General features: G+C 48.8%; 18 protein-coding genes. 4 read left to right on the forward strand and 14 right to left on the reverse strand.

Annotation, left to right across the window (positions count from 1 at the left end; translation table 11 throughout):
* Positions 1-26: 26 nt before the first annotated feature.
* The 11 genes from ACK8P8_RS04955 to ACK8P8_RS05005 all read right to left on the reverse strand — a co-directional run bounded on the left by ACK8P8_RS04955 (position 27) and on the right by ACK8P8_RS05005 (position 15990).
* Positions 27-1967: a 4Fe-4S binding protein gene (locus ACK8P8_RS04955; RefSeq protein WP_099290476.1), complete on the reverse strand. Its 1941-nt coding sequence runs from the start codon at positions 1965-1967 to the stop codon at positions 27-29.
* A gap of 23 nt (positions 1968-1990) precedes the next feature.
* Entirely contained in the window at positions 1991-3568 is a 1578-nt protein-coding gene (locus tag ACK8P8_RS04960) for a DUF6850 family outer membrane beta-barrel protein (protein WP_292270871.1), read from the reverse strand.
* A gap of 26 nt (positions 3569-3594) precedes the next feature.
* A complete protein-coding gene (locus ACK8P8_RS04965) occupies positions 3595-4800 on the reverse strand; it encodes a DUF4876 domain-containing protein (protein ID WP_303180353.1) in 1206 nt (401 codons plus the stop codon).
* A 12-nt stretch (positions 4801-4812) separates the two neighbouring features.
* Positions 4813-7659, reverse strand: coding sequence for a TonB-dependent receptor (locus ACK8P8_RS04970; protein ID WP_303180351.1), 2847 nt, complete (start codon positions 7657-7659; stop codon positions 4813-4815).
* 41 nt (positions 7660-7700) lie between these two features.
* Positions 7701-7988: a hypothetical protein gene (locus ACK8P8_RS04975; protein WP_099290472.1), complete on the reverse strand. Its 288-nt coding sequence runs from the start codon at positions 7986-7988 to the stop codon at positions 7701-7703.
* 72 nt (positions 7989-8060) lie between these two features.
* Positions 8061-8651: a Spy/CpxP family protein refolding chaperone gene (locus tag ACK8P8_RS04980; protein WP_227217361.1), complete on the reverse strand. Its 591-nt coding sequence runs from the start codon at positions 8649-8651 to the stop codon at positions 8061-8063.
* Entirely contained in the window at positions 8648-9205 is a 558-nt protein-coding gene (locus tag ACK8P8_RS04985; RefSeq protein WP_369859245.1) for an RNA polymerase sigma factor, read from the reverse strand. Before ACK8P8_RS04985 ends, ACK8P8_RS04980 begins: the two co-directional genes overlap by 4 nt.
* Positions 9206-9433: 228 nt before the next feature.
* Complete coding sequence (locus tag ACK8P8_RS04990; protein WP_369859244.1) at positions 9434-11215, reverse strand: metallopeptidase TldD-related protein; 1782 nt, start codon at positions 11213-11215, stop codon at positions 9434-9436.
* Between the two features lie 190 nt (positions 11216-11405).
* Complete coding sequence (locus ACK8P8_RS04995) at positions 11406-13094, reverse strand: TldD/PmbA family protein (RefSeq protein WP_369859243.1); 1689 nt, start codon at positions 13092-13094, stop codon at positions 11406-11408.
* 364 nt (positions 13095-13458) lie between these two features.
* On the reverse strand, positions 13459-14895 hold the full coding sequence (locus ACK8P8_RS05000; protein WP_410025578.1) for a bifunctional metallophosphatase/5'-nucleotidase: 1437 nt from the start codon (positions 14893-14895) through the stop codon (positions 13459-13461).
* A 45-nt stretch (positions 14896-14940) separates the two neighbouring features.
* Entirely contained in the window at positions 14941-15990 is a 1050-nt protein-coding gene (locus ACK8P8_RS05005; protein WP_369859241.1) for a tyrosine-protein phosphatase, read from the reverse strand.
* A 278-nt stretch (positions 15991-16268) separates the two neighbouring features.
* Between ACK8P8_RS05005 and ACK8P8_RS05010 the strand changes: the two genes are divergently transcribed.
* The 3 genes from ACK8P8_RS05010 (at position 16269) to ACK8P8_RS05020 (ending at position 17922) form a co-directional block, all read left to right on the forward strand.
* On the forward strand, positions 16269-16580 hold the full coding sequence (locus tag ACK8P8_RS05010; protein WP_186978626.1) for a hypothetical protein: 312 nt from the start codon (positions 16269-16271) through the stop codon (positions 16578-16580).
* Between the two features lie 78 nt (positions 16581-16658).
* Entirely contained in the window at positions 16659-17462 is an 804-nt protein-coding gene (locus ACK8P8_RS05015) for an AraC family transcriptional regulator (RefSeq protein WP_410025581.1), read from the forward strand.
* Between the two features lie 94 nt (positions 17463-17556).
* Positions 17557-17922, forward strand: a complete 366-nt coding sequence (locus tag ACK8P8_RS05020; protein ID WP_099290464.1) for a VOC family protein — start codon at positions 17557-17559, stop codon at positions 17920-17922.
* 120 nt (positions 17923-18042) lie between these two features.
* Here ACK8P8_RS05020 and ACK8P8_RS05025 read toward each other — a convergent pair whose 3' ends face one another.
* Together ACK8P8_RS05025 and ACK8P8_RS05030 are read right to left on the reverse strand one after the other, a co-directional pair.
* Complete coding sequence (locus ACK8P8_RS05025; protein WP_410025582.1) at positions 18043-19338, reverse strand: MATE family efflux transporter; 1296 nt, start codon at positions 19336-19338, stop codon at positions 18043-18045.
* A 260-nt stretch (positions 19339-19598) separates the two neighbouring features.
* On the reverse strand, positions 19599-20369 hold the full coding sequence (locus tag ACK8P8_RS05030) for a GNAT family N-acetyltransferase (RefSeq protein ID WP_410025583.1): 771 nt from the start codon (positions 20367-20369) through the stop codon (positions 19599-19601).
* A gap of 90 nt (positions 20370-20459) precedes the next feature.
* On the opposite strand from ACK8P8_RS05030, the gene ACK8P8_RS05035 reads away from it, so the two are divergent.
* On the forward strand, positions 20460-20936 hold the full coding sequence (locus ACK8P8_RS05035) for a YbaK/EbsC family protein (protein WP_099290462.1): 477 nt from the start codon (positions 20460-20462) through the stop codon (positions 20934-20936).
* Here ACK8P8_RS05035 and ACK8P8_RS05040 read toward each other — a convergent pair.
* Entirely contained in the window at positions 20887-22986 is a 2100-nt protein-coding gene (locus tag ACK8P8_RS05040; RefSeq protein WP_410025584.1) for a HelD family protein, read from the reverse strand. The two genes, ACK8P8_RS05035 and ACK8P8_RS05040, sit on opposite strands and share 50 nt — an antisense overlap.
* Positions 22987-23064 lie beyond the last annotated feature (78 nt).

The following is a 23064-nucleotide window of genomic DNA, read 5'->3' on the forward strand; positions in this document are numbered from 1 at the left end:
CCTCTATTTAATCGACAATCACAGAATCATTCTACGGTCTTTCCCTGTTGTTTGAAACTGAGGGTAGGATCCATATCTTTCACGGTGCCGTCTTTAAAGTGAATTGTCCATTGGGGAGATTGGAGATATTCCCATATCTTTTCGTCGTCAAGGACATCTTTCACGTAGGTAATCCGGATGACGGACATATCGCCGCGGAGTGCTGTTTCGTAAGCAAGGATACCGGGGTTGTTGGAAAGGAAGCTGCCCAAGTAAGGGAGTTGCCGTTGAATCAACGGTTTGTCGATGCCGGGGTAGTCCATTTCGTAAACGGCGGTGGCTACGTTCGCGTCATATTTATCCTTGTTGCCTTTGAATGCGGAAGATGTTTTTGGGAACATGTAATCCAAAAATTCTTGGCGTCCTATCGTGTCTACTTGATCGGATACGCTAGTCAACTCGTAGTTACAAGTGATTTCTTTGACCCCGCCCCCGTGAACCGGCATTTCGAATTTGCGGGTTTCCACGATTCCTTGCAGTTCTTTTTTATCAACGGGTTTGTTCACGTCCATGTACAATATCACTTTCACCGGACAGCCGTATTCGGATACGATACCGTAGAATCCTTCTTTTTCTTTGATGATGTTGCCCAAGAAAGTTATATCCATCCGGTCGAAAAGTTTATCCACTTCCATGGTGACAACTTTCAATTGCTGCACGTTTGCCGGGGGCGTGTTCAGTTTGCGTTTTGTCGGGGTGAACATGCTTTCCTCGACTTTCTCTTTCGTGGTTTCGGTCGGGTCGTAATGAATCACGACGGCGAAGCGGTTCACGTATGTGGTTACCCCGTAAACTCCCGGCACGGTGCGCATTTTGTTCGCGAATGCTTTCGAACTTCCGAAACATTTCACCGTGCGCATTCCGTCCCGTTCGAAGGATTCGAGGCGTTCGATTTTTGCTTCATCTCCCCAACGCTCGTCGATGGTCGGTAATTCCCAATGTTGGGACATCCACAAGGCGAGGAAGAACAAGACGACAACCAGAATTGCCGGAACCCAACGCAAGCCGGAACGGCGATTGATATTCAGTGATTTCTCCGGGCAGGAAGCGATACATTCCCCGCACAGGGTGCAATCCACGTGTTTGACCACTTTCATGTTCTTCACGTCAATTTGTTGCGGGCATTTCCGGCTGCAAGCGCCGCAATTGGTACACGTCGTTTCGTCTTTCGTGATGCGCAACAAGGGGAATACCTTGCTCTCGTAGTACACGATCTCGTAGATGTAGCATATCACGCAGGCAACTCCCAGCAACCATACCCACGGCATGGATAACCCGATAGCCCCGGCAATAAGGGAAAGTACGACCAACACGGCGAAGGTGAGGGTAAATTTGAAAATATTGCTCAACGCTCCCAGCGGGCAAATGTATTTACACCAGAACATATTGATAAACAGGCTGCCGAGGAAGAGCAGGAGCATGGAGATAACGGTCATCCAAGCCGTGATTTCTCCCCTGAATCCGGTTGCCATGGCATAGTAGGGGTCGAAGTTCTTGCAGAAGAGTTCGCTTGTGGTGATAGTCATGTAGAATATCCAGAAGAGGATGATATACTTGAATACCCGCAGTACTTTGTCCGCTACCGAACCCATGGGTATCTCGTATTTAATCTTCATTTTCTTGCGCAGTACGCCCAGCCATTCCGTGATGGTGCCGAGGGGACACACGTACCCGCAAAACAGTTTGCTGAATAGAATGACTCCGACAGCCAATACGATACCTATCATGATTTGCACGATAGACATACTACAGGCGAGAGTGCTTGAATTCAGGAAGGTGGCGAGAGATTCCAGTCCGCCTAGCGGGCAGTAGGCTTCAACATCCGCCGGCTTCCCCCCGAAAAATACTTTCACGATAAATCCGACAATGAGGGCAATCACACCTATTTGTAATACATGCCTCCATAAATTCTTTTTAATTTTGCTCATGACTTTTCTTTAGTTTTATATTATTAGAATGAAAATCCCAACATTATTTTGACCGCTGTCCGGTCGTCGTCTTTGAAACTGCCGCTTAAAGCCCTCTTCCACGTGGCATGGGCGTCCGCGTAGAGGTTCATGCCTTTTTCTTTGTTCAGGAAGTAGGTATAGCGGGCTTTCAGTTGGCCCGTGAATTTGTCTGCCGTGATGTAATCAAATTCACGTTGCAGCAGGTCGGTGCGCTGTTTGTAAAGGTCTTCTCCCGTGATTTCGTCCGACACGCTCTTTACTTTCAGCATCGTGCCGTCGCCCGCCGTGTAGGCAAGTCCGATACCGCAGTCGAACATCCCTTTCTTGAATTGGAAGTTCTTGTTGAAGGCGGCGTACACTTCCGTGTTTTCCCATTTCTGGGAATATTCCACGGGGTAAAGGCGGTATGTGTTTTCCACGTTGAAACCTTTTACTCCCGCGCTGGCGTTCCACGAGTTATCGAGCATCGCCCGATCCCGGTAGAGCGTGTAGCTCACGTCGTAAGTGGTGGCGTCTTGCGTGTTTTTGTTTTTCTTCCCGTATTGGGTCCAAGTGGTGTACCCGTCCACGATTTCGGATTTCTGCATATTTTCAAAGCCTTGCGTTTCGTTGAAATGGGCTTCTCCTTTGATCACGTGGTGGAATTTATCCCCGTCAATATCGAGGTGTCCGTTGTACGAGTAAGTGGTTCTTTCCATTTGTCCGCCTCTTTGCCCCTGTACATGATTGATCCAGATGGTTTGGTCGGCTTTCTTCCCCGTGAATTGGTTCAAGAATCTCACTTTCCCGGTTGCCAGTTCGACTTGGGCTGCGCCCCCGTAAATGTTGGTCGTGTAGTTACGGTCTTCCGAGTAGTTGTTTGTCGTGGTGACAGAGGTGTAGAACCACATGCCTTCGAAGTAGAATACTTCGTGATTGATTCCTTCCCCGAAAAGTTTGTTTGTCACTTTCTCTGTCGAGCGTTGGTAGAGGAAGTTGGCTCCCAAGTTGAAATATTTCGATTTATACATGACACCGGGATAGATTTCAAATTCCATGTACGTGTTGGTGTTGCGCACGTCTTTTTTCTTGGAGTTGGAAGCTACTTGATAATGAACGTATCCGCCTACAGCCCAATGTTCGCCAAACGTGGTTCCCACTCCCGCGTCCAGAATATAAGATTCGAGAGTCTGGCGTCCCGGTACGGAGTCGGCAAGAAAGAACGGGGTCGCGTAGGGATCGAGTACGCTCGACCACGATTTGTTTTGCCGATGAATATAATCGAAAGCGAATTTCCCGTAAAAGTAGACTTTGTCGATTTTCCGGTAAGATTCTGCCAATATTTTCGTGCCGAAGGCTGACGTCGGGTCTATCACGTTTCTGAAATCCCCTTTGTCGTATTGGAAACCGATTTCGGCTAACGAGAAGTCTGAGAATCGGTTGAATGTCAATCCGGCGGCATTGTACGAGCTAATCCATGGATTGTCAGCTTTCAAACGCTCCATGTTGTAGATGTTTTTATCCTCTTTCTGGGCAGAGAGCGATAGTGTGCTGCCTAAGAGAAGGCTTAAACCTAAGGTATATATTTTATTGAATTTCATAATGCTTGCGTTTTAGGGTTATGACCTTATCTGTTTTTCCATGTCGGTGTTCCGGATTCCAAATCCAAGGAAGAATTGTTGGTGTCTTGATAGACTATTCTTCCGTCCGCGATTTCTTCCACTTTCCGGATGGCAGCCAATCCGCATCCGGCAGCCCCGCCTTCGATAAAGAAGAAGCCGGCGTCCACGCTGGTCGGTATGCGTTTGTTGTTTCTTTCCGCGCTGGTAACGCATTCGATGCCGTCAAGTACCCATTCTTGCGGCACTTTCAGATAGTCCAATCCGGTCGGTTGATCCGGGGCTTTCGTGATATTATCAGGATTTGCCACGTATGCCGCGGCACTTTGTCCTTCTATGCGGAACAATATCATGGCTTTGGCGGTATTGGCGATTGGGAATGCTTTAGTCGTATTCTTTGTTCTCCAAATGCACTCCATGTGTTTTACCCCGATGGCGGGTTTTTGTACTTGGCTGGAACTCATGTCAAATTCTTCTGTCCAGAAGGCGTAGTCGGCTTTCGACAGGTCGATGGAATTGGGATGAAGGGCTTTATGATTGATTGCCGAGTAAGCGACGACACATTCTTCGCCGGGTTGCAGGGGATAATCCTTGCCGGTTCCGGGGAATTGCCAAGCCATTTGGTCTAAGGGTAAGAAATCGGGCAGGCTGCCGTTTACCATGAATCTGCTCGGGGAGTTGCTTACCATCGGGGTAACCATTCCGATACAGATGCTGTCGAGGTAAGCCACTTGGTTCGAATTGTTGTAGATGCACAGGTACGTGTCATACGTGTAATTCTTCCCGTCGTTGCCGATGCATCCGTAGTGATAAAATTCTTTGATAATCAATTGAGCCGAAGTGGCCGCGATGATCTCCATCGGGTAAGGAGTGGCGTTTTGGGATTCCATTTCTTGTGAAAGAACGATATTCTCGAAACGCCCGTTAAAAATGTGGATGACTCCACTTTCATTATCAATGTGTTTGTGTTGGAAACTCGCTTCATAGAAACCGTATTCCGCGCTAAACGAGGCGATACCGTTCGCGTCGCAATTGCTCTTGTATTGCACGCCGTTCGACGTGTTTCGTAAAGTCACCACGATAGGAGTCCTGTCCATGTCGGCAAATTCTTCCGGGAAGTCCAGACTAAGTTGTAGACTCGTGTGTATCTTTTCGTCTTTAAGGCAGCCTGTCATGAAGAACAGTGCCAGAAGGGAGTATATGTATTTTTTCATGGTATTCGGAGTTTAGAATTTTAACTTGAGTTCTGCGCCGAAGCTGATGTCGGAGTTCATTCTCTGGTATTGTCCCGTGGAACGGTAATAACGTTTCGGGGATGAGTTCGTCAAGTTGTTCACGTAGAACGAGAACGTGGTGTGTTTCCCGATTTCTTTCGTCAAGTGCAAATTCATCATGAAATAGGGGTCTAAGTTATCCTGCAACAAGTATTTCGGCTTGGAGCTGAGGATTAGGTTCTGAAATTCGGGCATCTTGGCGTGTTCGTCCGTGAACTCGCGGATATTACCCGCCAAATCCATGTAATGGGTTGGGTTGATGTACTTGTAATGTTGTGAATCCTTGTTCGGGTTACCGGGGACGATGTTGCCGGCTTCGTCTTTCATGTAAATCATGTTTTTCCCGTTGTAACTGAAGGTACGTTTACTGTTGTCTACCCACACGCATTGCATGGTGAGGCTCACGATGAAACGTAACTTGGGTATGTGCGTGATAATCTGCAAATTGGTATTGAAGCGTTGTGCTATCCTTCCGTTATCCACCCCGTTGTCCGTGCCCGCGTAGATTCCGGCGTAGTCGTAGTAGGTGGTGGATTTATCGCGCATCAGCGGACTCTGGTCTGTTCTTTTTTCGTAGCGGTAGGCTCCGTTGGCAATCAGCGAGGTACGGATGGCGGGAATCATACCGAAGTCAAGCGTGTACTCGATTCCCCATTTCTTGATGCGGTTTCCGTTGCTGGGACTGTCGTAGGAAATGAATATAGAGTCTTGATAGGACTCGACGGTTTTTCCGCCGTCATAGACGATTTCACCGTTGATGTATTCCGGTTTGGTTACGATGTCGAGATTCTTGAAGCGTGTCCAGTGGAACGGGATCACTTGTTTGCTGGTGCTGAAAGCGTCTTTCAAGTTCTCGCGGTAGTATACCATGCTTGCCCTGATGCCGAAAAGGTTGACATCCACGCCAAATTCCGTGTTCCGGCTGATCGGGGTTTTCAGATCGGGGTTATCGGTCGGGGTGACCTGCGTGTGATACACTGCCAGTGTCGTATCGCCGTTTATGTATTGGAACGCGATTCTGTCGGTGTATCTCGGGTCGGGGTAGAGGTAGTACATGGTCGGCATCTTGTGTTGGATACCCCAGCCGCCTCGGATGCTGAGGTGCTGCAAACCGCTCTTTTTCCATTTCTGGTCGTAGAGTACCAGTCGTCCGTTGAAACGGGGATCGACCATCACGTCGTAATCCGCGGCGTCCGTGCTGATGTTCGACAGGCGGACCCCGGTGGAGAGTTCGAAAGATTGTTGTTTGCTCAAGGGAATGGTCAGCTTGTTCTCCGCGAAGAACGAATACTCGTGGATGGCGGGAATGTCTTTAAATGAACGGGGGCGCAGTCCGGATGCGGGTTGATATTGCCCGTATTGTTTGCCGTCACCGTTGTTTCCCTTTACTCTCCATTCGGCTCCGACGAGGGCACTGTTGTAGACGGCACCGTATTTACCGGACAGGTTGGCAACCAATTTCGCCTGTGCCGTGTAGGGTTTTCCTTCCACCCAGAAGGTGCTGAAGTATTGTGCAGGCAGGAATGTCCCCACGTTGGGTCCCGATTCGGTGGCGGATGTCGTGGGTTGCATGCTTCCTGAATTCCATTTTTTCTCGTAGTTGTATTGTTTCCCGTATGATCCGGCTACCGTGTATTTCAAGTTCGTGATCCATGATTTGTTCAACATCCAGTTCCCGTACAGGTTGAGGCTAGCTTGTTTGTCTTCCGCCTTGTACAGCCTTTCCTGTTTCATGTCGGGATCTTCTTTTTGCTTGTCGAGAGTCATGTGACCGTTGAATTTGGCGTTGAAGCTGAGGGGTGTCCGTTCTTTGTTGAACGTGTTGGAATAGCCTAACCCCAGCGTGATCCGGTTGAACGTGGTGGAGGGGGAACGGTTGTCTTTGTTGGAGTAGGAATAGTCCATGTTAGCGTTGAAAAATCCTTTGTTGCCGCCGAGGGCGAATCCTTTCGTGGCGCTCACTTGCTTGATGTTCGGGTCGGTTTTGAAACCGACTTCAAGGGGTGCCCGTCCCGCTTTCGTCCTCACGATAACGGCTCCGGAAGTCAAATCGCCGTATTCGGCGGAGGCTACACCGCTGATGACTTCTATCGATTCGACATTGTTGATCGGGATCTGGCGGGTATCGATACCCCCTTCGCTGCTCGTGGAGAATGCGTTGTTGTCCGATGAGCGGGTTTGCATGTTGACGTCGTTGGTTAGTTGTGCCCCGTCGATGATAATGGCGGTACCCAGCGCGTTGGTCGTGTTCGGGACAGCCGTTCCGTTGGTGATAGGGGGCAAGTCGCGGATGGTGATCTGGTTGATCTTTGTCAGCGAGGGATTGAAGGTCAATACTCCCGGCAGCAATTGCATGATGTCCGTCAAACTGGTGGCTTGCAAGTGCTCGATTGCCGTTTTGTTGATCGAGTAGGAACTGTTCAGTTTACCGCCGGATTTGGCGGTTACCGTCACTTCCGAGATGGCGAGGGATACTTCTTCTAGCCGGAGCTTGTAATTGGTCACGTCTTTCGTGAGCACCATTTTCATCTCGTAATCCTTGTACCCGAGGCACGAGGCGGTAACCGTGTAGGTTCCCGGTTTGATATTCTTGAAACTGAAGGCGCCTTCGAGGTTTGAAGTCGTCCACATGTTCAGTTCTTTGATATGGATAACCACGACCGGAAGGGTTTCTCCGGTTTTAGAATCGAGGATAGTTCCCTCGAATATTACCTTTTTTTCCGCTTCCTGCGCTGTTACAGGAAGTTGGCTTGTGAAGAAGATACACAAGCATAGAAAAATGAAACGATAAAGACTCATAGTTAATTGTATTTGTAGGTTAAGTTGGTATTAGGTTTCCGTTAAAACAGATTGATGTCCATTTTTTCAAGGTTCATGTCGTCGAGATGGTATTGACCGATCCATTCTTTGAGCATCGTGTCGCGATCTCGTGATTCCCCCAAGTGGTGTTGCAGCCCGAGCATGATCATCCCCATAATGATGCCTGCCGCTATGCTCATCCCGAGGTAACGTTTTCTGAATCGGAACTCGTACTTGCGTAACCCGGCAAGGCGGCTCATCACTTGTTCCGTGAAATCGGGTGACACGGATTTGATTCTATCTTCTTGAATTATATTTTCCCACTTCATGACGCTTGAGATTTAGGTATTTGTGTATTTGACAACGGGGTACGGGATAACTTGCGTTAGATGCCCGTTTTTTTATAGTAAAGAATCTTTTTCTTGCTGTCGGAGTCGGTCTTCGGCTTGATTGTCATAGGGATAAGTTTTCGTGCAACGACGGCATTTTTCTTTTTTCTCGCTTTTGCTGCATTTGGTTTTACACTCCGGGCAGTGTTTGTCGATCTCTAAAATGTCGATAAAGATTTTGTTCAGTTTCTTGGATTGCTCCGGGGTGCATATCTTCTTCACGTTCAGCAAATGATAGATGGTTTGCTTCTTCAATGCCCGGTGCAGGAAACCGACAGACCTCGCCGTGTTGTTCAGTTCTTCCATGGAGGGCTCGGGTTTCGCGAGTTCGTGCAGAAGACGGTAGCGGTTCTGGCACAGTAATTTCAGAACGGTTTCGTGTCTTTTGAGCACTTGGCGATCCATTTCCATGAGTTGCTCGTATTGCTCGTCGGTCAGTTCGAGTTCCTCTCTTAAAAACTCCATGTTCAGTTCTTGGCTCGTGTTCTCGGTCGGTTGCTCTTGGCTCGTGTTCGACCACAAGAAGACCACAAGGGAGGTGTTTATCATGAGGAAGATGATGTTGAACCAGTAAAATAGCTTGTTCTTGTTACCCGTTGTCATGTCAAATCGTTTTTATAGTTACTGAAATATTTTTCCAAATAGCTTTTTGCCCTAAACAGGAGGGATTCGACGGAAGCGAGGGAAATACCCATGATTTCGGCGACCTCTTTGTACGGGCGTTCTTCATATTTATTTAAAACCAGAGCGGTGCGTTGCCTTTCGGGCAGGTTGTTGATCGCTTGGTGGAGATGTGATATGATTTCTTCTTTTTCTATTTTTTCCTGTGCCAATTCGTCTTTCGAGGGAATGGATATCGGGTTGTCCCCTTCAAGACGTATTCTTTTCATCCTGTACCGGACGGATTTCTTGTAATTGATCGCTTTATTCACGGCAATGCGGTACAGCCACGTGGAGAGTTTACATTCTCCCCGGAATTTGTCGAGGGATTCGTAGGCTTGGATAAAAACTTCCTGCGCCAGATCCTCGGCATCGTCTTTGTCGTGAACGAAAGCGTAGCAGGTGTTGACGATTATCACTTTATAATCGTCAACCAGATCCTTGAAGGCTCGTTGATCTCCTTCAAGGATTGCTTTTATTCTCAATGTTTCACACATGTACAACTTTTGGGTCAAAAACTGTCAATCGGGTATATCGCCGGATGCGATATCTTTTGTCTTTGCGGCTTTTTAGCTGTCTGTTGTATCGTTTTGTGTATTAGGGTATTGGTGTATGCATATGGTGCAAATTTAGTTGAATTATTTGAAGTGGATAATCTTTTTAGTCGAAGGTCCATAAAGTCCGTAAAGTCTATAAGGTCCATGGACCCCTGCGGGGCGCTTTTTCTACGGCAGCGTAGCTGCCGGTAAACCTTGTCCGAAGGACGCCTGTGACCTTATGGACCTTATAGACTTTATGGACTTTTGACTCCAAGGGCAAAGCGTTTTTACGCTTTCGCCCGATATCAACGGGAACCGGAGTGCCGGCTCGCTTTCTTTTTTCACTTCCGCCTTTTTGATCTCGATGTCTTCCAGCAACAGTGCCGACGGGTAGATCATTGATGATATGACTTCTCCGTCCAAGAGATAGTTGCTGACATTTTCTTTGTTGGAAATAGCGTTTAATCTTCTTAAATGGGACAAGGTGATGGGCATGATTTCTCCCGTGCGTACCAGTGTTTCGCTGCCGTCTTTTACATTCACCCGGTAGATACGGGTGGCGTTTCCGGCTATTTTCCGCACGATGTAAGCGTGTGACAGACCTTCCGACTTGGCTATTTTCAACAGGTTCTTTTTCAGTGTTTCCGGTTTCACGGCGTTTTTTGCCGACACGTGTATGGTTCCCGGTGCCGTTTTGTACGCGATTTCCCGGTCGGAAGCGATGTAACGCGAACTTCCGGTAGTGTTCTCGCAGTTGAGCGTGGGAACTCTGCCGTTCAACAGGTTTTTCAGTATCCCGTTTTCAACCAGTGTGACTTCCTGAGGGGGTACCACGCCTTCGGCATCTATCTCGTAGGCTCCGTGTAACGGGGTGTTGTTGTATTTGCTCAACGTGCTGTAATTCTTAACGGTCAGGCGGTTGTCTATGATTTTTAGTCCCATGCGGGGGGCTATGGAATTGACCTTGTTCTGGGACGCTGTTCTGGGATCTTGGGGCATCCGGTAGGCGAACAGTCCTTCCTGACTCAATAGATTCTCTCTCAAAATGGATGCGGCGGCACTTCCTTCGAATAACACGGGACCGCAGTAATACGGGTCGATAGTTTCCGCCTTTTTCAGTGCCGCGAGTTGTTCTGCGAAATTCCCGATTCGGGTTTTCAATTCCGCCAACGCGGGCAATTCGTTCGGTACGCGTGCCGTTATTCCGAAAGCGTCCTTGATTTGCATCCCGTCGTCCGTGCGGGTTGTGGCTTCAGCCCGAAGGGTAACCACCCGCACGGGTTGTTTTACCACCGTTCCCTCGGAGGTAGTCAGGTAGACTTCCATGTCCATGCCCGACAGTTGAACGGAAGAATTGTACAATTCGGGGTAGTCGGCAAAGATTGCCGATAATTCCCGAAGGTTTTCTTCCCATTGCTCCCGGTTGAATACAAACGGGATTTGGGGGGTGATGATTTTTTCTTGCGGTTGTATTTGTTGTAAATCGGGGAGTTGTGTTTCTTCTCCGGACTGGACGTTTCTTTTCTGCATACTTCGTTTCGTGATCCACTCGCGGGAGGCGTTCTTGTAGGCGTTATCCGTCGCGAGCCAGTAATCTTGGCGAAGCAGGTCGTAATCCGGTTCCATGGACAGGATTACCCTCGTGTGCCTGCCGAGGTAGCGGCTGTCACTGTTTTCCCTGTAATCGCCCAGTAGTAGTTTGACCGAGCCGACCATGTGTTCCGGTTTTTCCGTCGAGCGTGTAACCGCACCTAAGGTAGCCGAGATCTCGAAGTTGCGGGATACTCCCGTGGCGTACGAGATAAAGAACGGCTTCTGCACCTTGGACAGGCTCAATTGCTCCATGTTGCGCTGCAATTCGTCCTGCATGGCTTGGATGATAACGTCGTCTTTGGCCGTCTGGGCGGAAACGGGTGACAGGCTTCCGATGAGGAAGAGAAATAATATGTAGAGGATAAATCTTTTCATGACATCAAGGGTTAAAGTTCATAAAGTTTATAAGGTTTATAAAGTTCATAAAGTCTATAAGGTCTGTAAGGTTCATAAGGTCATTGACCCTTGCGGGGTGCTTCTCCTACGGTAGCGTTGCTGCTGATAAATATAGTCCGAAGGACTCCAGTGTTATGGACTTTACGGACCTTATAGACCTTATAGACTTTCATGGTTTTTCCAGAATAGGGGGCAGGTCGGAGGCTTTCGCTTTGCGCTGCATTTCTACTTTCTGTACGAGAATGGTCGGGGAGGTGGCGGTTACCGGTATGCCGCCCGATTCTGCGCCACACGTCCCGGTAAATATTTCGGGTGCTTTACCGGCGTATATGATGTTCGAGAACATGGAGAGGGGTGTCCCGATGAGGTCTACTCCCCGCACCAGTTTGTCGGGGCGACCGTCGGCATACACCTCGTACACTTCGAGGGGCGTTACGTTGAAGGCATTCGCTCCCCGACGGTTGGTCATGGTGAAGCCGCCCGTCACGCTTTTGAAGAAGTATCCCCGGTCTTTCCCTTGTTTTTTGATCTCGGCGATTAATAGTTGGCGCAGTTCTTCTTCCGTTTTCGGGTCGGAACTTTCCACCACGAGATTGGACTGGCGGGACACGGGGTCGTAACCGATGTCGGCACGGGCGTGGCCGTTGCTGCGGGGATGCGCGTCGAGCGGTGTTCTTGTCATCAGAAAATCGTTTAGTTTCCCGTCGATCACGACATCCACTCTCTCGGCTTTCACGCCTTGGTCGTCATATTTGTAGTAGCCGTTCATGTCTTGGTCGGCGTAGTTCTTGAGTGTCGGGTCGGAAAACACTTGGAGGTGAGGGGGCAACACGTATTCCCCGATCATTTTCTTGAATGTCTGGGCGTCTTTATCGCTTTTCATGCGTTGCCCCTCGATGCGGTGACCGAATATTTCGTGGAAGAATACCCCGCTGGCACTCCCCGACAGGATGGCGGGACCCGTGTACGGGTCGACAATCGGCGCGTCCCGTAAGGCGATCAGTTTGTCCGCCATGAGGTTGGCGTCTTTCACGATTTGTTCGTTCGAGGGAAGGGATTCCGGCGAATGGGCAAAATAGGAAAGCACGAGCGGTAATTCCATGCCGTCGTCCGCTTTCGCGGCACCTTGTACCATGATGCGGGCGTAAGTGAGGTTCTGCACGACTTCCGTTCCTTCCGAGTCTAGCACGTAGATACGTTTCACCGTGTAGCGGAAAGAGGCATCTCCCCGTAGTATTTTGGGATGTTTCTTGAACACGGCAGAGATTTCCTTCAGTCGTTTTTCCCACGCGTCAAGGTCTACCGCTGTCCGGTTGGCGGGGAGCGGTGCCTCGTAGTATTTTTCCGCGGGTGCTTGCGAGAAACAGGGTGCCTTGTCTTCTTCCGCCACGTTGATCGTGGTTTCGGCTCTCGCGGTCTGGTAGGCGTCGATGGCAAACTTGTAACGGTTGTTCACCTCGTTCCAGATGGCTTGCCGCGTGGCGTTGTCCCCGTTCGTGTCGTCGATAGGGAGTACGGCGTATGACGGTCCGTGAAAACGGGAGATGGGGGAACCCATTTGTTTGATCTTGAAATTATCAAATTCGGGATTCCCGATTCGGATTTGCGGCACCAGCGTACGCTCCCGGTTGCTCTCTTTCGCGGTCAATACCCCGAAGGAGGTAATCACGCGGGCAAATTGCTCGTCCACTACCCGGTAGTTCATGTAATACGGGGGGAACTCTTGTTTCTTCAGTTCGTCCATTTGGGCGCGGAGTTCTGTTCTCAGAAAGTCGGTGAACTGATCCTGTGCGCCGGATATAAAGGGAATAAGGAGGATGGATATAATCCCTAAAATAATAATACGGGTTTTTTTCATGGTTTATGCTGTTAGTTTTTCTCTTGTTCGTCACGGGTTTGGACAACCTCGGTTGGAAAAACTTGCGCGGGATGGGGTAAAAAAAAGTTATAGCTATACATTTATAACCCCGGGACAAGGGATAAGCTGGCTCGATGGGTGGGGGTTGGGCAGCTTTTGGGTGGTTGTCTAAAGGCTTCGCCCGATGTTCGCCTGATGTTCGCCCACTCATCGCCCACGTTTTAGTGGTAAATAAGTAAATTTAACACACGTGATATCTTGGCTATTTCGGGTAATTCCTGCCTTGTACAGGGGGTAGCGGGAGGCTTGCGGGTAGCTCGACGCGGGGATAAGTGTTGTATTACGCCGGGAAACGGGGAGGTGTTTATAGAGAAGGGTGTTTCTTGAGGTAGGCGAGCAGGGCTTCCATGACGGAAATGCCCGAGTGTATCCCCTTGCCTTTGCCCGGGAAGGAGTACTCGGCGTTGATGTAATTATTCAAGGCGACACGGTAACGCTTTCCGTTTGCGAGCGGGGTGCCGGAATGGTCTTTCAAGAGGACGTCGATGCCTTTGCCCGTGCTGTCGCGGGTGATGGAAAAAGTACCTCCCGCCATGAGTAAGTCCGTGAACGGGTATTTTCGAAGTTCGTTGAAGCGGTTCAGCAGGAGGAGTTTTATATCTTCGGCGGTCATCTCCTGAATGACGATATGGTTGCCGAAAGGTTCTATCTCGAGTAAGGTTTCCAGCGTGATGTCGCCCGGCGGGATAAGGGTTTTGCGGATGCCCCCGAGATTGTAGAAAGCGAAGTCGCCGCGAGTGGCTTCCCGCGTGGCGGTTGTCACGATGTGTCCTGTCATCTCTTGGGACAACGGGCGGGATGTATGCCCCACTATCTTTTTAAATTCCGGTCTGTCGTAAAATTGGTTTACCAGATCGAGGATTCGGGGCTCGGGACGGGTAATCGTGTCGATGTTGACGGAGCGGTATGAACGGTGAATCAGCTTCTTGCCGGAGAATTTCAGTATCGTGACTCCGGCATATTTCAGCGCGATTCCAGACTGTCCTATCATGACGTCGTTTATGAACTTGGCTGTGTCCAGCAAGGTGTGCGTGTGACCGCCGATGATGACGTCCAGTTCGGGCATGGACATTGCGAGCACGGAATCGGCGTCTACCCCCAAGTGGGTGATGGCGACGAGGGCATCGCCGTTTTGTTTCAAGTATTTGTACCGGGCAGCAGTCTGTCGGTAGTCGTCGAAAGTGATTCCGGTGAAATGATCGGGATTGGCGTCGGGAAGCCCGTTCGTGGTTTGCGTCAGCCCGATGAAGCATAGTTCAAGCCCGTCGACCGTCATGGAATGGTAGGGTGCTATCGTGTCCAATGCGGCACGGGAGGAGTTGATGTTAGCGCAAATGATGGGGAAGGAGGCGTCATTTATTCTTCGGCGTAGAGTTTCCTGCCCGTAGTCGCACTCGTGATTTCCCAGTGTGGCGACCGCATACCCCAACGCGTCCATGAGCGTGATAATGGGTTTGCCCCGTTCCTCGGCGTAGTCCACGTAAGGATTGCCCGTGAAACGGTCGCCCGCGTCAACGAGAATCACGTTCGGGTGTTCGGCTTTCACGCGTTCCACGAATGTCGCCAACTTGGGGAATTGGTCGATATGCCCGTGAATGTCGTTGGTGGAGATGATGACGATTTCCTTTTCCGCCGTTTTTGTCCGGCAACCGACAAGCAGCAAAAGGATGTACAAGAGTATGTACCGGTAGCGAATACCGGAATAGAAGTTCACCCGTTTGTTTGCCCGCTCGTGTTTCATCGTATCTTTTTATCGGGCGGCAAATATAGTCAAAATCAGCGTATATTAATACAGGTAGCGTGCTTTGAATTTGGGGATGTCTACATGTAATACCTTCACGAGGAAGTTCTCCACGCTGCCGTGATCTTGTTTTATCCGGTCGATCGCGGCTTGCAGGAATCCCCGTTTCACCGTGAGCACGGGTTTAAGACCGGGGTTCTGTTCCAGTTCCTTGGCGTATTTGTCGCCGAGGTAATGGTTGGAGGCGAGATAATCTTCCATGATGATCGCCTCGTCCACCCCCAAGGCGTACAGGATGAGCGCGGCAGCCGTACCCGTGCGGTCTTTCCCGGCGGAACAATGGAAGAGCAGGGGGACTCGCGTGCTGTCTTGCAATAATTGGAAGAATGTTCTGTACCGTTCAATAAATGGTTCCTCGGTGACCAGATGCACGTATATTTGAGTCATGAGGCTGTCGAGTTGTTCGGGACCGAGATCGGAGAAATTCACGAGGGTGAGCACGTTGCCGGGTTCAATGGATAGCTTGTAGGCATGGCGGGTTGAGCCGGGTAGTTTGTCCGGGGCATTGGCGATTTCCTTCGGTCCTCTGAAGTCCACGACGGAGGTGACGGGAATGCTTGACAGGTAATGTAAATCGGCTTCCGTCAGTTTGTGCAAATCGTCGGAACGGAACAGTTTACCCCATTTGACGTGCCGCCCGTCTTGAGTCGGGAATCCGCCCAAGTCACGAAAGTTATACCCGCCCGCCATAGGGAGTTGCCTCTCGGAGAAGGTGAATGTTTCTCGCGGGGTGACGAGCCGGTAATATTTTTTCTCCGGGGAGGGGATGGTTATGCTGTTGGTTGTTGTACTACTGGAATTACCATTGCCAATCGGGGTTTGTAGCGTGTCGAGCGCATCGATGGAAGAAGCCTCGAATAGTGCCCAATCTCCATCGACTTGTAAGGTGATTGTCGTTTCTTTCGTGTTTTTGTTGGCAGTAATCTCTGCCATATCAGGCGTGGCATACCCGTTCGCGAGCGTTTTGTCAGGTGTCTTGTCTTTACATGAATGGCATACGATGGTAGTGGTAATAATAATCATGGCTAATCTCATAATGTTCTGTATTTTAATCGTGTTGGTGTTTACAAATATGCGAAAAATAATTAAGTCTGTCAAGTCTGTAAGGTCTATAAAGTTTATAAGGTCAATGGCCCCCTGCGGGGCGCTTTGCTCACGGCAGCTTGGGCTGCCGATAAACGACATCCGAAGGATACCCGTGACTTGTCATGTATCTTTAAAAGTTTACAATAAATTCTTAATGTTTTCATAACACGGGTTTCGTGGTGCGGTTTTTGTCAGTAACCCATGTATAACCCCTTAAAAATAAAGTTATGAAGACAGCTTTGTTTTTTGAAAACGATCAACTTTGCCATCTTGACGAGAATACCCGCAGGAAGGAAATCAGAGTTTCAACTATTACCACGGAGGAAGATAAAGTTGTTTCTATCAAAAACAGCGAGGTGAAGATCCGTAACTTTAATAATTTTGTTTCTTGGTTAGTTGACCGCGGAATTAAAATGATTTACGTTTCCGGTATTGACGAGAAGATTATGCGTTTTTTTGAACAAGTCAAGATTATCGTGAACGTGAAGGAGAAATCGGATCGAACGCTTTTATTGGCAGAAATTACATCAAGGGACTGAAAATGTCCCTTTTTTACAATATAGCAAACGCGTAAAACATTATCTTTGTTATGTTGTTTAAAAGAATATATCGGTAGTATGCAGTCATTCAGAATGATAAAGCCCGCCCCGGGGTTGGCTCGATACGTGAGGCATTATTGGATTTTGGAAGAGGACGCGGTACTGCCTGTTTCCGAACGGGTGTTGCCTGTCGGTTGTGTGCAATTGGTATTTCATAAAGGAGAATCCCTGTTTTTATTGAAAGAAGGAAAATTACAACCTCGCGCGATGATTTGCGGTCACACGTTCGGCTTCTCGGATGTCCTCTCGACGGGGCGGATAGAGATGCTCACGGTTGTATTCCAGCCTTATGCCGCCAAAGCCTTTCTCCATATCCCGGTACGCTTGTTTCACGGGCAGAGCGTGGCTATGGAGGACGTGGAGGATAAGGATTTCAAGTTATTGACAACGCGAGTAACGGACACGACCGATCAGGACGAGTGTATCCGGTTGATCGAGCGGTTTTTGATTCGCCGCCTGTATACGTTCCCGGAATATAACTTGAAACGTGTTGTTGCTGCCTTGCACGAGATAAATGTTTGCCCGAGTGTCGATATCCCTCGTTTGGCGGATGTCGCTTGTCTGGGAGATAAACAATTTCGTCGGGTGTTTATGGATTACATGGGTACGACACCCAAGGAGTTTATACGTATCGTGCGGATGCAGCGGGCTTTGTTTATGTTGCAACAGGACGGGGCTACCCCCTTCGCTCAAGTCGCGTACGCTTGCGGTTTTTCGGATCAGTCCCACATGATCAAAGAGTTTAAACTCTTTTCCGGGTATACCCCGGCGGAATATTTGACTATTTGTGCACCTTATTCCGATTATTTTTCCCATATGTAAGGATGTCCGTTTTTTTCTATCCGGGGAGAGGCGGTGTTCTTATTTTTGCCTTGTCTTTATAGAGGCATAGTAGTAACCAATAAAAAAGAACAAGATGAAAAACTTAATTGCATTTTTCGAGATTCCGGCTGTCGATTTCAAACGGGCTGTTGATTTCTATGAAACCGTGCTTGACCTGCAACTCGCCGTTTTTGAATGCGAACACGAGAAAATGGCGTGCTTTATCGAGGACGGACAAACTGTCGGCGCCGTCGCTTGGGCTCCCGAATTTAAACCGTCGGCGGGAGGAGTGCTTGTACACTTCCGTTGCAACAATATAGAGGAAGCCATCCGGAGGGTTCGGAAAAAAGGCGGCGATGTCGTTATCCCGAAGACCAGAATAGAGGCGGAATGCGGGGGATATTTCGCCGTGTGCACGGATAGCGAGGGGAATCGCTTCGGGGTGTACAAGGAGAAATAGTTAAAAGTCCGTAAGGTCTATAAGGTCCATAAGGTCAGTAAAGTCCATAAGGTCACGGGAGTTCTTAGAGCAGAGTTTAATGGACTTTATAGACCTTACGGACTTTATGAACCTTACGGACTAATATATTTGTTTCCTTTTCAAGTAGATGTAGGATTGTATTCCCAACATGGCAACAAACAGGTATTCAGCCGTCAAGTATACCGCCAGCGGTGTCGTGAAGCAATAGCTCAACACGTACAGGTATATCAGGTAAACGATTATCGTCGTCACTTGAAAGATGAACGCAGTCCGGGTATCTCCCGTGCCGGTCAAGGCACTGATGTAGACGAACCCGGGTACGGCAAACAGGTAATTCAGCAACATGACGATAAACGGGGTGGATGCGATTTCAATCAAGCGCGTGTTGTCGGTGTAGCATCCCATGATTTGCCGGCTGAAAAGCAGGGCAAGCACAATCAAGGGCAACCCGATGGCGTACCCCAGTTTCAGTATCTTGCGGCAGAGCGGAAAAAGTTGATTCCCTTTCCCCTCGCCGATCAAGTTACTCACGAGCGAAGCCGTCGTGGCGCCGAACGAGTTGACAATCACGAAAAAGAGTGTCGAAACACTTCTGGTGATATTGGATACCGCCAGTTGCACTTCACCCAATCTCTCGATGGCGATAAAGAACAGGAACCACGGGGCTGTGCTGACGAACGAGTGCATCATGCTCCATCCGGATAATCGCAGTACCGCTTTTAATAGCTTGCTGTCATACACCATTTGTAATCCGTATTTCACTTTATCCGTCACGCGTAGCGTGTAGATAAGAATGATAAGCAATGAACCCGCTTCCGCGAACGAGGATGCCATTGCCGCTCCCGCTATGCCTAAATCAAGCCCGAAGATAAACAGGTAATTGCATGGAATGTTGATAATGACAGCCGTGAGCGCTACCAGTGTCAATACCTTGGTCTTGGTAATCCCGACATAAAAAGAACGGAATGCCAAAAACGGGAAGGAGAAAAGCAACCCGAAGCACCGCCAGTTCAAGTAATCTATGACCGCTTGATAGATTTGGGGTGAACTGATAAAATATTGCATGACGGGCGGGGTTATCCAATACGAAACGAGGATTAACGCCACCGCCAATCCACAGAGGAAAAACAGTCCTTGAAAGAATGTCCTGCCTGTCTTTTCATATTGCCGTTCCCCGTTCTTGCGTGCGATCATGACTTGCAACCCGAGGCTGAACCCGAAACCCAGAATATAGATTGCCATGTAATAAACACACGCCAAGGCGGACGCACCCAGTTCAACTTCTCCCACGTGCCCGAGGAAAAGGGCGTCGGTGATATTAATTAATTGCTCCATTAATATGCTCATCATCACCGGGTAGTTGATGAGCCAGATTTGTTTATAAGTATAATTCATCTCTTCATTCGATGGTTCGAAATATGTAGAGTCAAAAGTTTATAAGGTTCGTAAAGTTCATAAAGTAATGAACCTTGCGGGTGTTTTATAAACTCGAAATCTTATTTCGAAATTCGTAAATAATTGAAAATAAAACTCTCTACCGAACCGGTATGGTTCGTTTATGCTGAATAGCTTTTTTTAGGTAAGTGCTATTCCCGGGGCGTAGCTATATGCAGAGTTTCATAAATGGATGAATATTCTTTTGTCAATGTTACACGTTACAAATGTAGTGATAATTTATCAAATCTGCTATCTATACAGGCACTGATATCCGTCGTGACGAATTTGCCATTGTAGAATAAACTGAAAATCGTGGCAGGAGTCGGGGCGGCTTGGGCTTGCTCCATGGTTTCCAGTTTGATTATTTTCAACGGAATGTTTCTACTTTGGGCTGTTGCTGTTAAAGACTCTCGGATATGGTATTCCGTGAAAGGGCAACGGTTCGAGTAATAGGCTACCAGTCCCTCTTTATCCGGACATTCGCCACTGACTGCGTTCGCGTGGAATTTAGGTAATGCCGCATCCGGTTTCAGTCTTTTCACCAGAAGGCTGAAGCCCGAAGGGGTTTTCTCGACCGTTTCGAACCCTTGTAGTAAAAACCACTTCGCGTCACTCATGAAATGAAATTTCTTGGTTCCGACCACGGTCACCAATCCCGTTTTGCCTTGTGCCGTGGCGTCGTCAATGGCGGATTGCAGCAACGCTTTGGCATATCCTTTGCCCTTGTATTGCCCGGCAACCCAAAGGCAGTTGATCATCAGGTAACCGGGAGCATCTACCGGGAGCCATGCTTTCTCCGCGGGGCAGTATTCTATAAAAACCTTCGCCCGTTCATCGAGTCGGCGGAACACGTACCCGTTGTCAAATTCTCTCTTCAGCCATTCTTTTTTCAGCTCGTAGCTGTCCTTGCATTTCTTGTCGGAAAAGGCGCAACAGATGTGTTCTTGGGGAATGTTCTCTTGGGTTAGGGTGATGAATCGTGGTTCCATAAGTTTGTATTTCGTGATTTTGTTATCGGCAAAGATACTATAATGCAATGGCTTTTTTATCTTTGTCGTGCAAAATAAAGAGGTTCGCTTATGTCACTAGAAAAAGTAAAACAATATTTCGATACCCTCGGTTTGGGACAACGGGTAATGGTATTGGCTCAATCGAGTGCCACCGTCGAGGAAGCGGCTGTCGCCGTGGGGTGTGAGCCGGAACGGATAGCTAAAACCATGTCTTTTCTGGCAGGGGAGGAAGCCATTTTAATCGTCACCGCCGGGGACGCCAAGGTGGATAATAAGAAATACAAGGAGAATTTTCATCACAAGGCAAAGATGATACCGGGAGAGTCCGTGGAACAGTATATCGGGCACGCCCCCGGTGGAGTATGCCCGTTTGCCATTCCCCCGGGAACGAAAGTTTATCTGGATGTGTCCCTCAAGCGTTTTGACATAGTCTATCCGGCGGCGGGAACAAGTAACAGTGCCGTCGAATTGTCAATCAAGGAGTTGGAAGATTGCTCTAACTACACGGCTTGGATTGACGTGTGCAAGGGGTGGAGGGAGGAATAAACCCGCTCGGCTTCCCGTGATACGTGAGAGTCAATTTGTGCATCGCCCGTGTCACAGCGACGTAAAGCATGCTCTTGTCGATGGGGGTGGAGTAGTTTTTATCGTCTACCCGCGGAACGATGACTTCGTCAAATTCCAACCCCTTCGCCATGTGGGCTGACGTGACGATGATGCCTTTCGCGAAAGCGGAACTCCGGTTGGAGAGGAAATAGATATTGGAGGTGTACGCTTTAAGTTTTTCCGTCATTTCCATGGCTTGTGCCTCGGTCTTGCAGATGATTCCCAGTGATTTGTGGTTCGAGGTCTTGAAGGTTGACAGGATGTTCGCGATACCGGATATTTCCTCTTCCATGTTCTTGAAACGGAGGATTGCGGGGTGTTCGCCATGTCGTATCACGGGTTCCAGTTCCTCGTTTGTCAGAATCTTTTGAGCGAAATCGGTAATCTCGAAAGTCGAACGGTAACTTTTGCATAATTTCATTACTTCTCCCGTGACGAACGCTTTCCGGATGATGTTGGCTGTGGACGAACCGTAAGGGTTTACCGATTGGCAGGCGTCGCCGAGAACGGTTTTCCGGCAGGGATATAGTTTTTGGAGTACTTTGTACTGCACGGGTGAATAATCCTGCATCTCGTCGATCAGGAGATGCTTCACCCGGTGTCGGACGGTATTCCCGTCCAGTGCCATATGCAGGTATGCCAAGGGTGCCAAATCGGCGTATTCCAGCGTGTGATTTTTCCGTGTCTTGAACATATCGGGTTGCCCGCTCCACTCGAAGAAATCCTTGTACACTTGAAGGTCGTTATTCCCGGTGAACATCTTTTGTATTTCCTTCTTCAGCAGGTTCCTCTCCGCCGTGGTTACCGTGAAACCGTATTTGACTTTCATCATGTCCAGAATGTAATCCGTCATCGTTTCGAACCGTTGGCGCATGGGGTACCGGTTGAAGCGGCGGAACTGCTCCTCTATAAATTCAGCCGGAATCGTGACGAGTCGGGTGAGTTGCACGTCTGTCGCTTTGAAATAGGTATTCTCCGCGTGCAGAATGAACTTGTCCAGTTGCGAGATAAACTCGAAAGAAGCCTTGTACCGTATCCGCTCGATAAAGTCCGGAGCGGGTTTGTCGAGCAATTCCGTCACCTGCTCGAAGAAATTCCGGTATTTATATTTATTGTCGAGAATCCCCGATAGAATTTGCTCCATGCTGGTTTCGGGTACGGTTTCTTCGCCGAGTTCCGGAAGCACGTTGGAGATGTAGTCGGCAAAGACCTTGTTGGGCGAAACGATTAATATGTCCTTGGAAGAGATATCCCCTTTCTGGGCGTAGAGCAGGTAGGCGATGCGATGTAGCGCGATAGACGTTTTTCCTGACCCCGCAACTCCCTGTATGATAAGTACCGGGGCTTCCTCGTTCCGGATAATCCGGTTCTGTTCCCGCTGAATCGTGGTAACGATGTTTTTCATTTTGTCGTCGGCATTGGCGCTCAACTCCTTTTGCAGTATATCATCATGGACGGTCAGGGAACTTTCGATCATGTACTCCATCTTCCCGTTCCGGATGCGGTATTGCCGTTTGAGCGAAATCTCCCCGCTAACCTCTCCCGTCGGGGATGAATAAGCCGCTTCCCCTAATTCGTGATCGTAAAACATACTCGAAACGGGCGCCCGCCAGTCATAAATCAAGTTCATTTTTTGATTGGGATCATAGAACGTGTGTATCCCGATGTAGAGGGGCATGGTTTCGCTTCCCTCTTTTTTCTCCTTGAAATCTATCCGCCCGAAATAGGGGATTTCCAGAATTTTCCCTAGCCGCCGACGCTTGTCAATCACGCTTTCACCCGACGCGAAATGCCGCAGAATACTCTCCCGCATGGAACGTATCTCGTGAGGATCGATGTCTTTATTCGACCAGATGTAATCCTTGTACTCCTGCAACGTGTCCACGTGTTCCTTTACCGACTTGTCCGTGTTGTCTATCGTATCGTTGATGATACCGATGAGCTGGCGTAAATACTCTTTTTCCTGTTCTTCTGTTTTGTTGAAAACCATATACCTCTCCTTAGTTAAATAAAAATGCACGAAAAGAGGTACAAAGTTAATTCAACAGGATGAGGCGGTAAATAGTTA

The sequence above is a fragment of the Butyricimonas muris genome, from assembly GCF_046365375.1.
In the GTDB taxonomy this organism is placed as follows: Bacteria; Bacteroidota; Bacteroidia; order Bacteroidales; family Marinifilaceae; genus Butyricimonas; species Butyricimonas muris.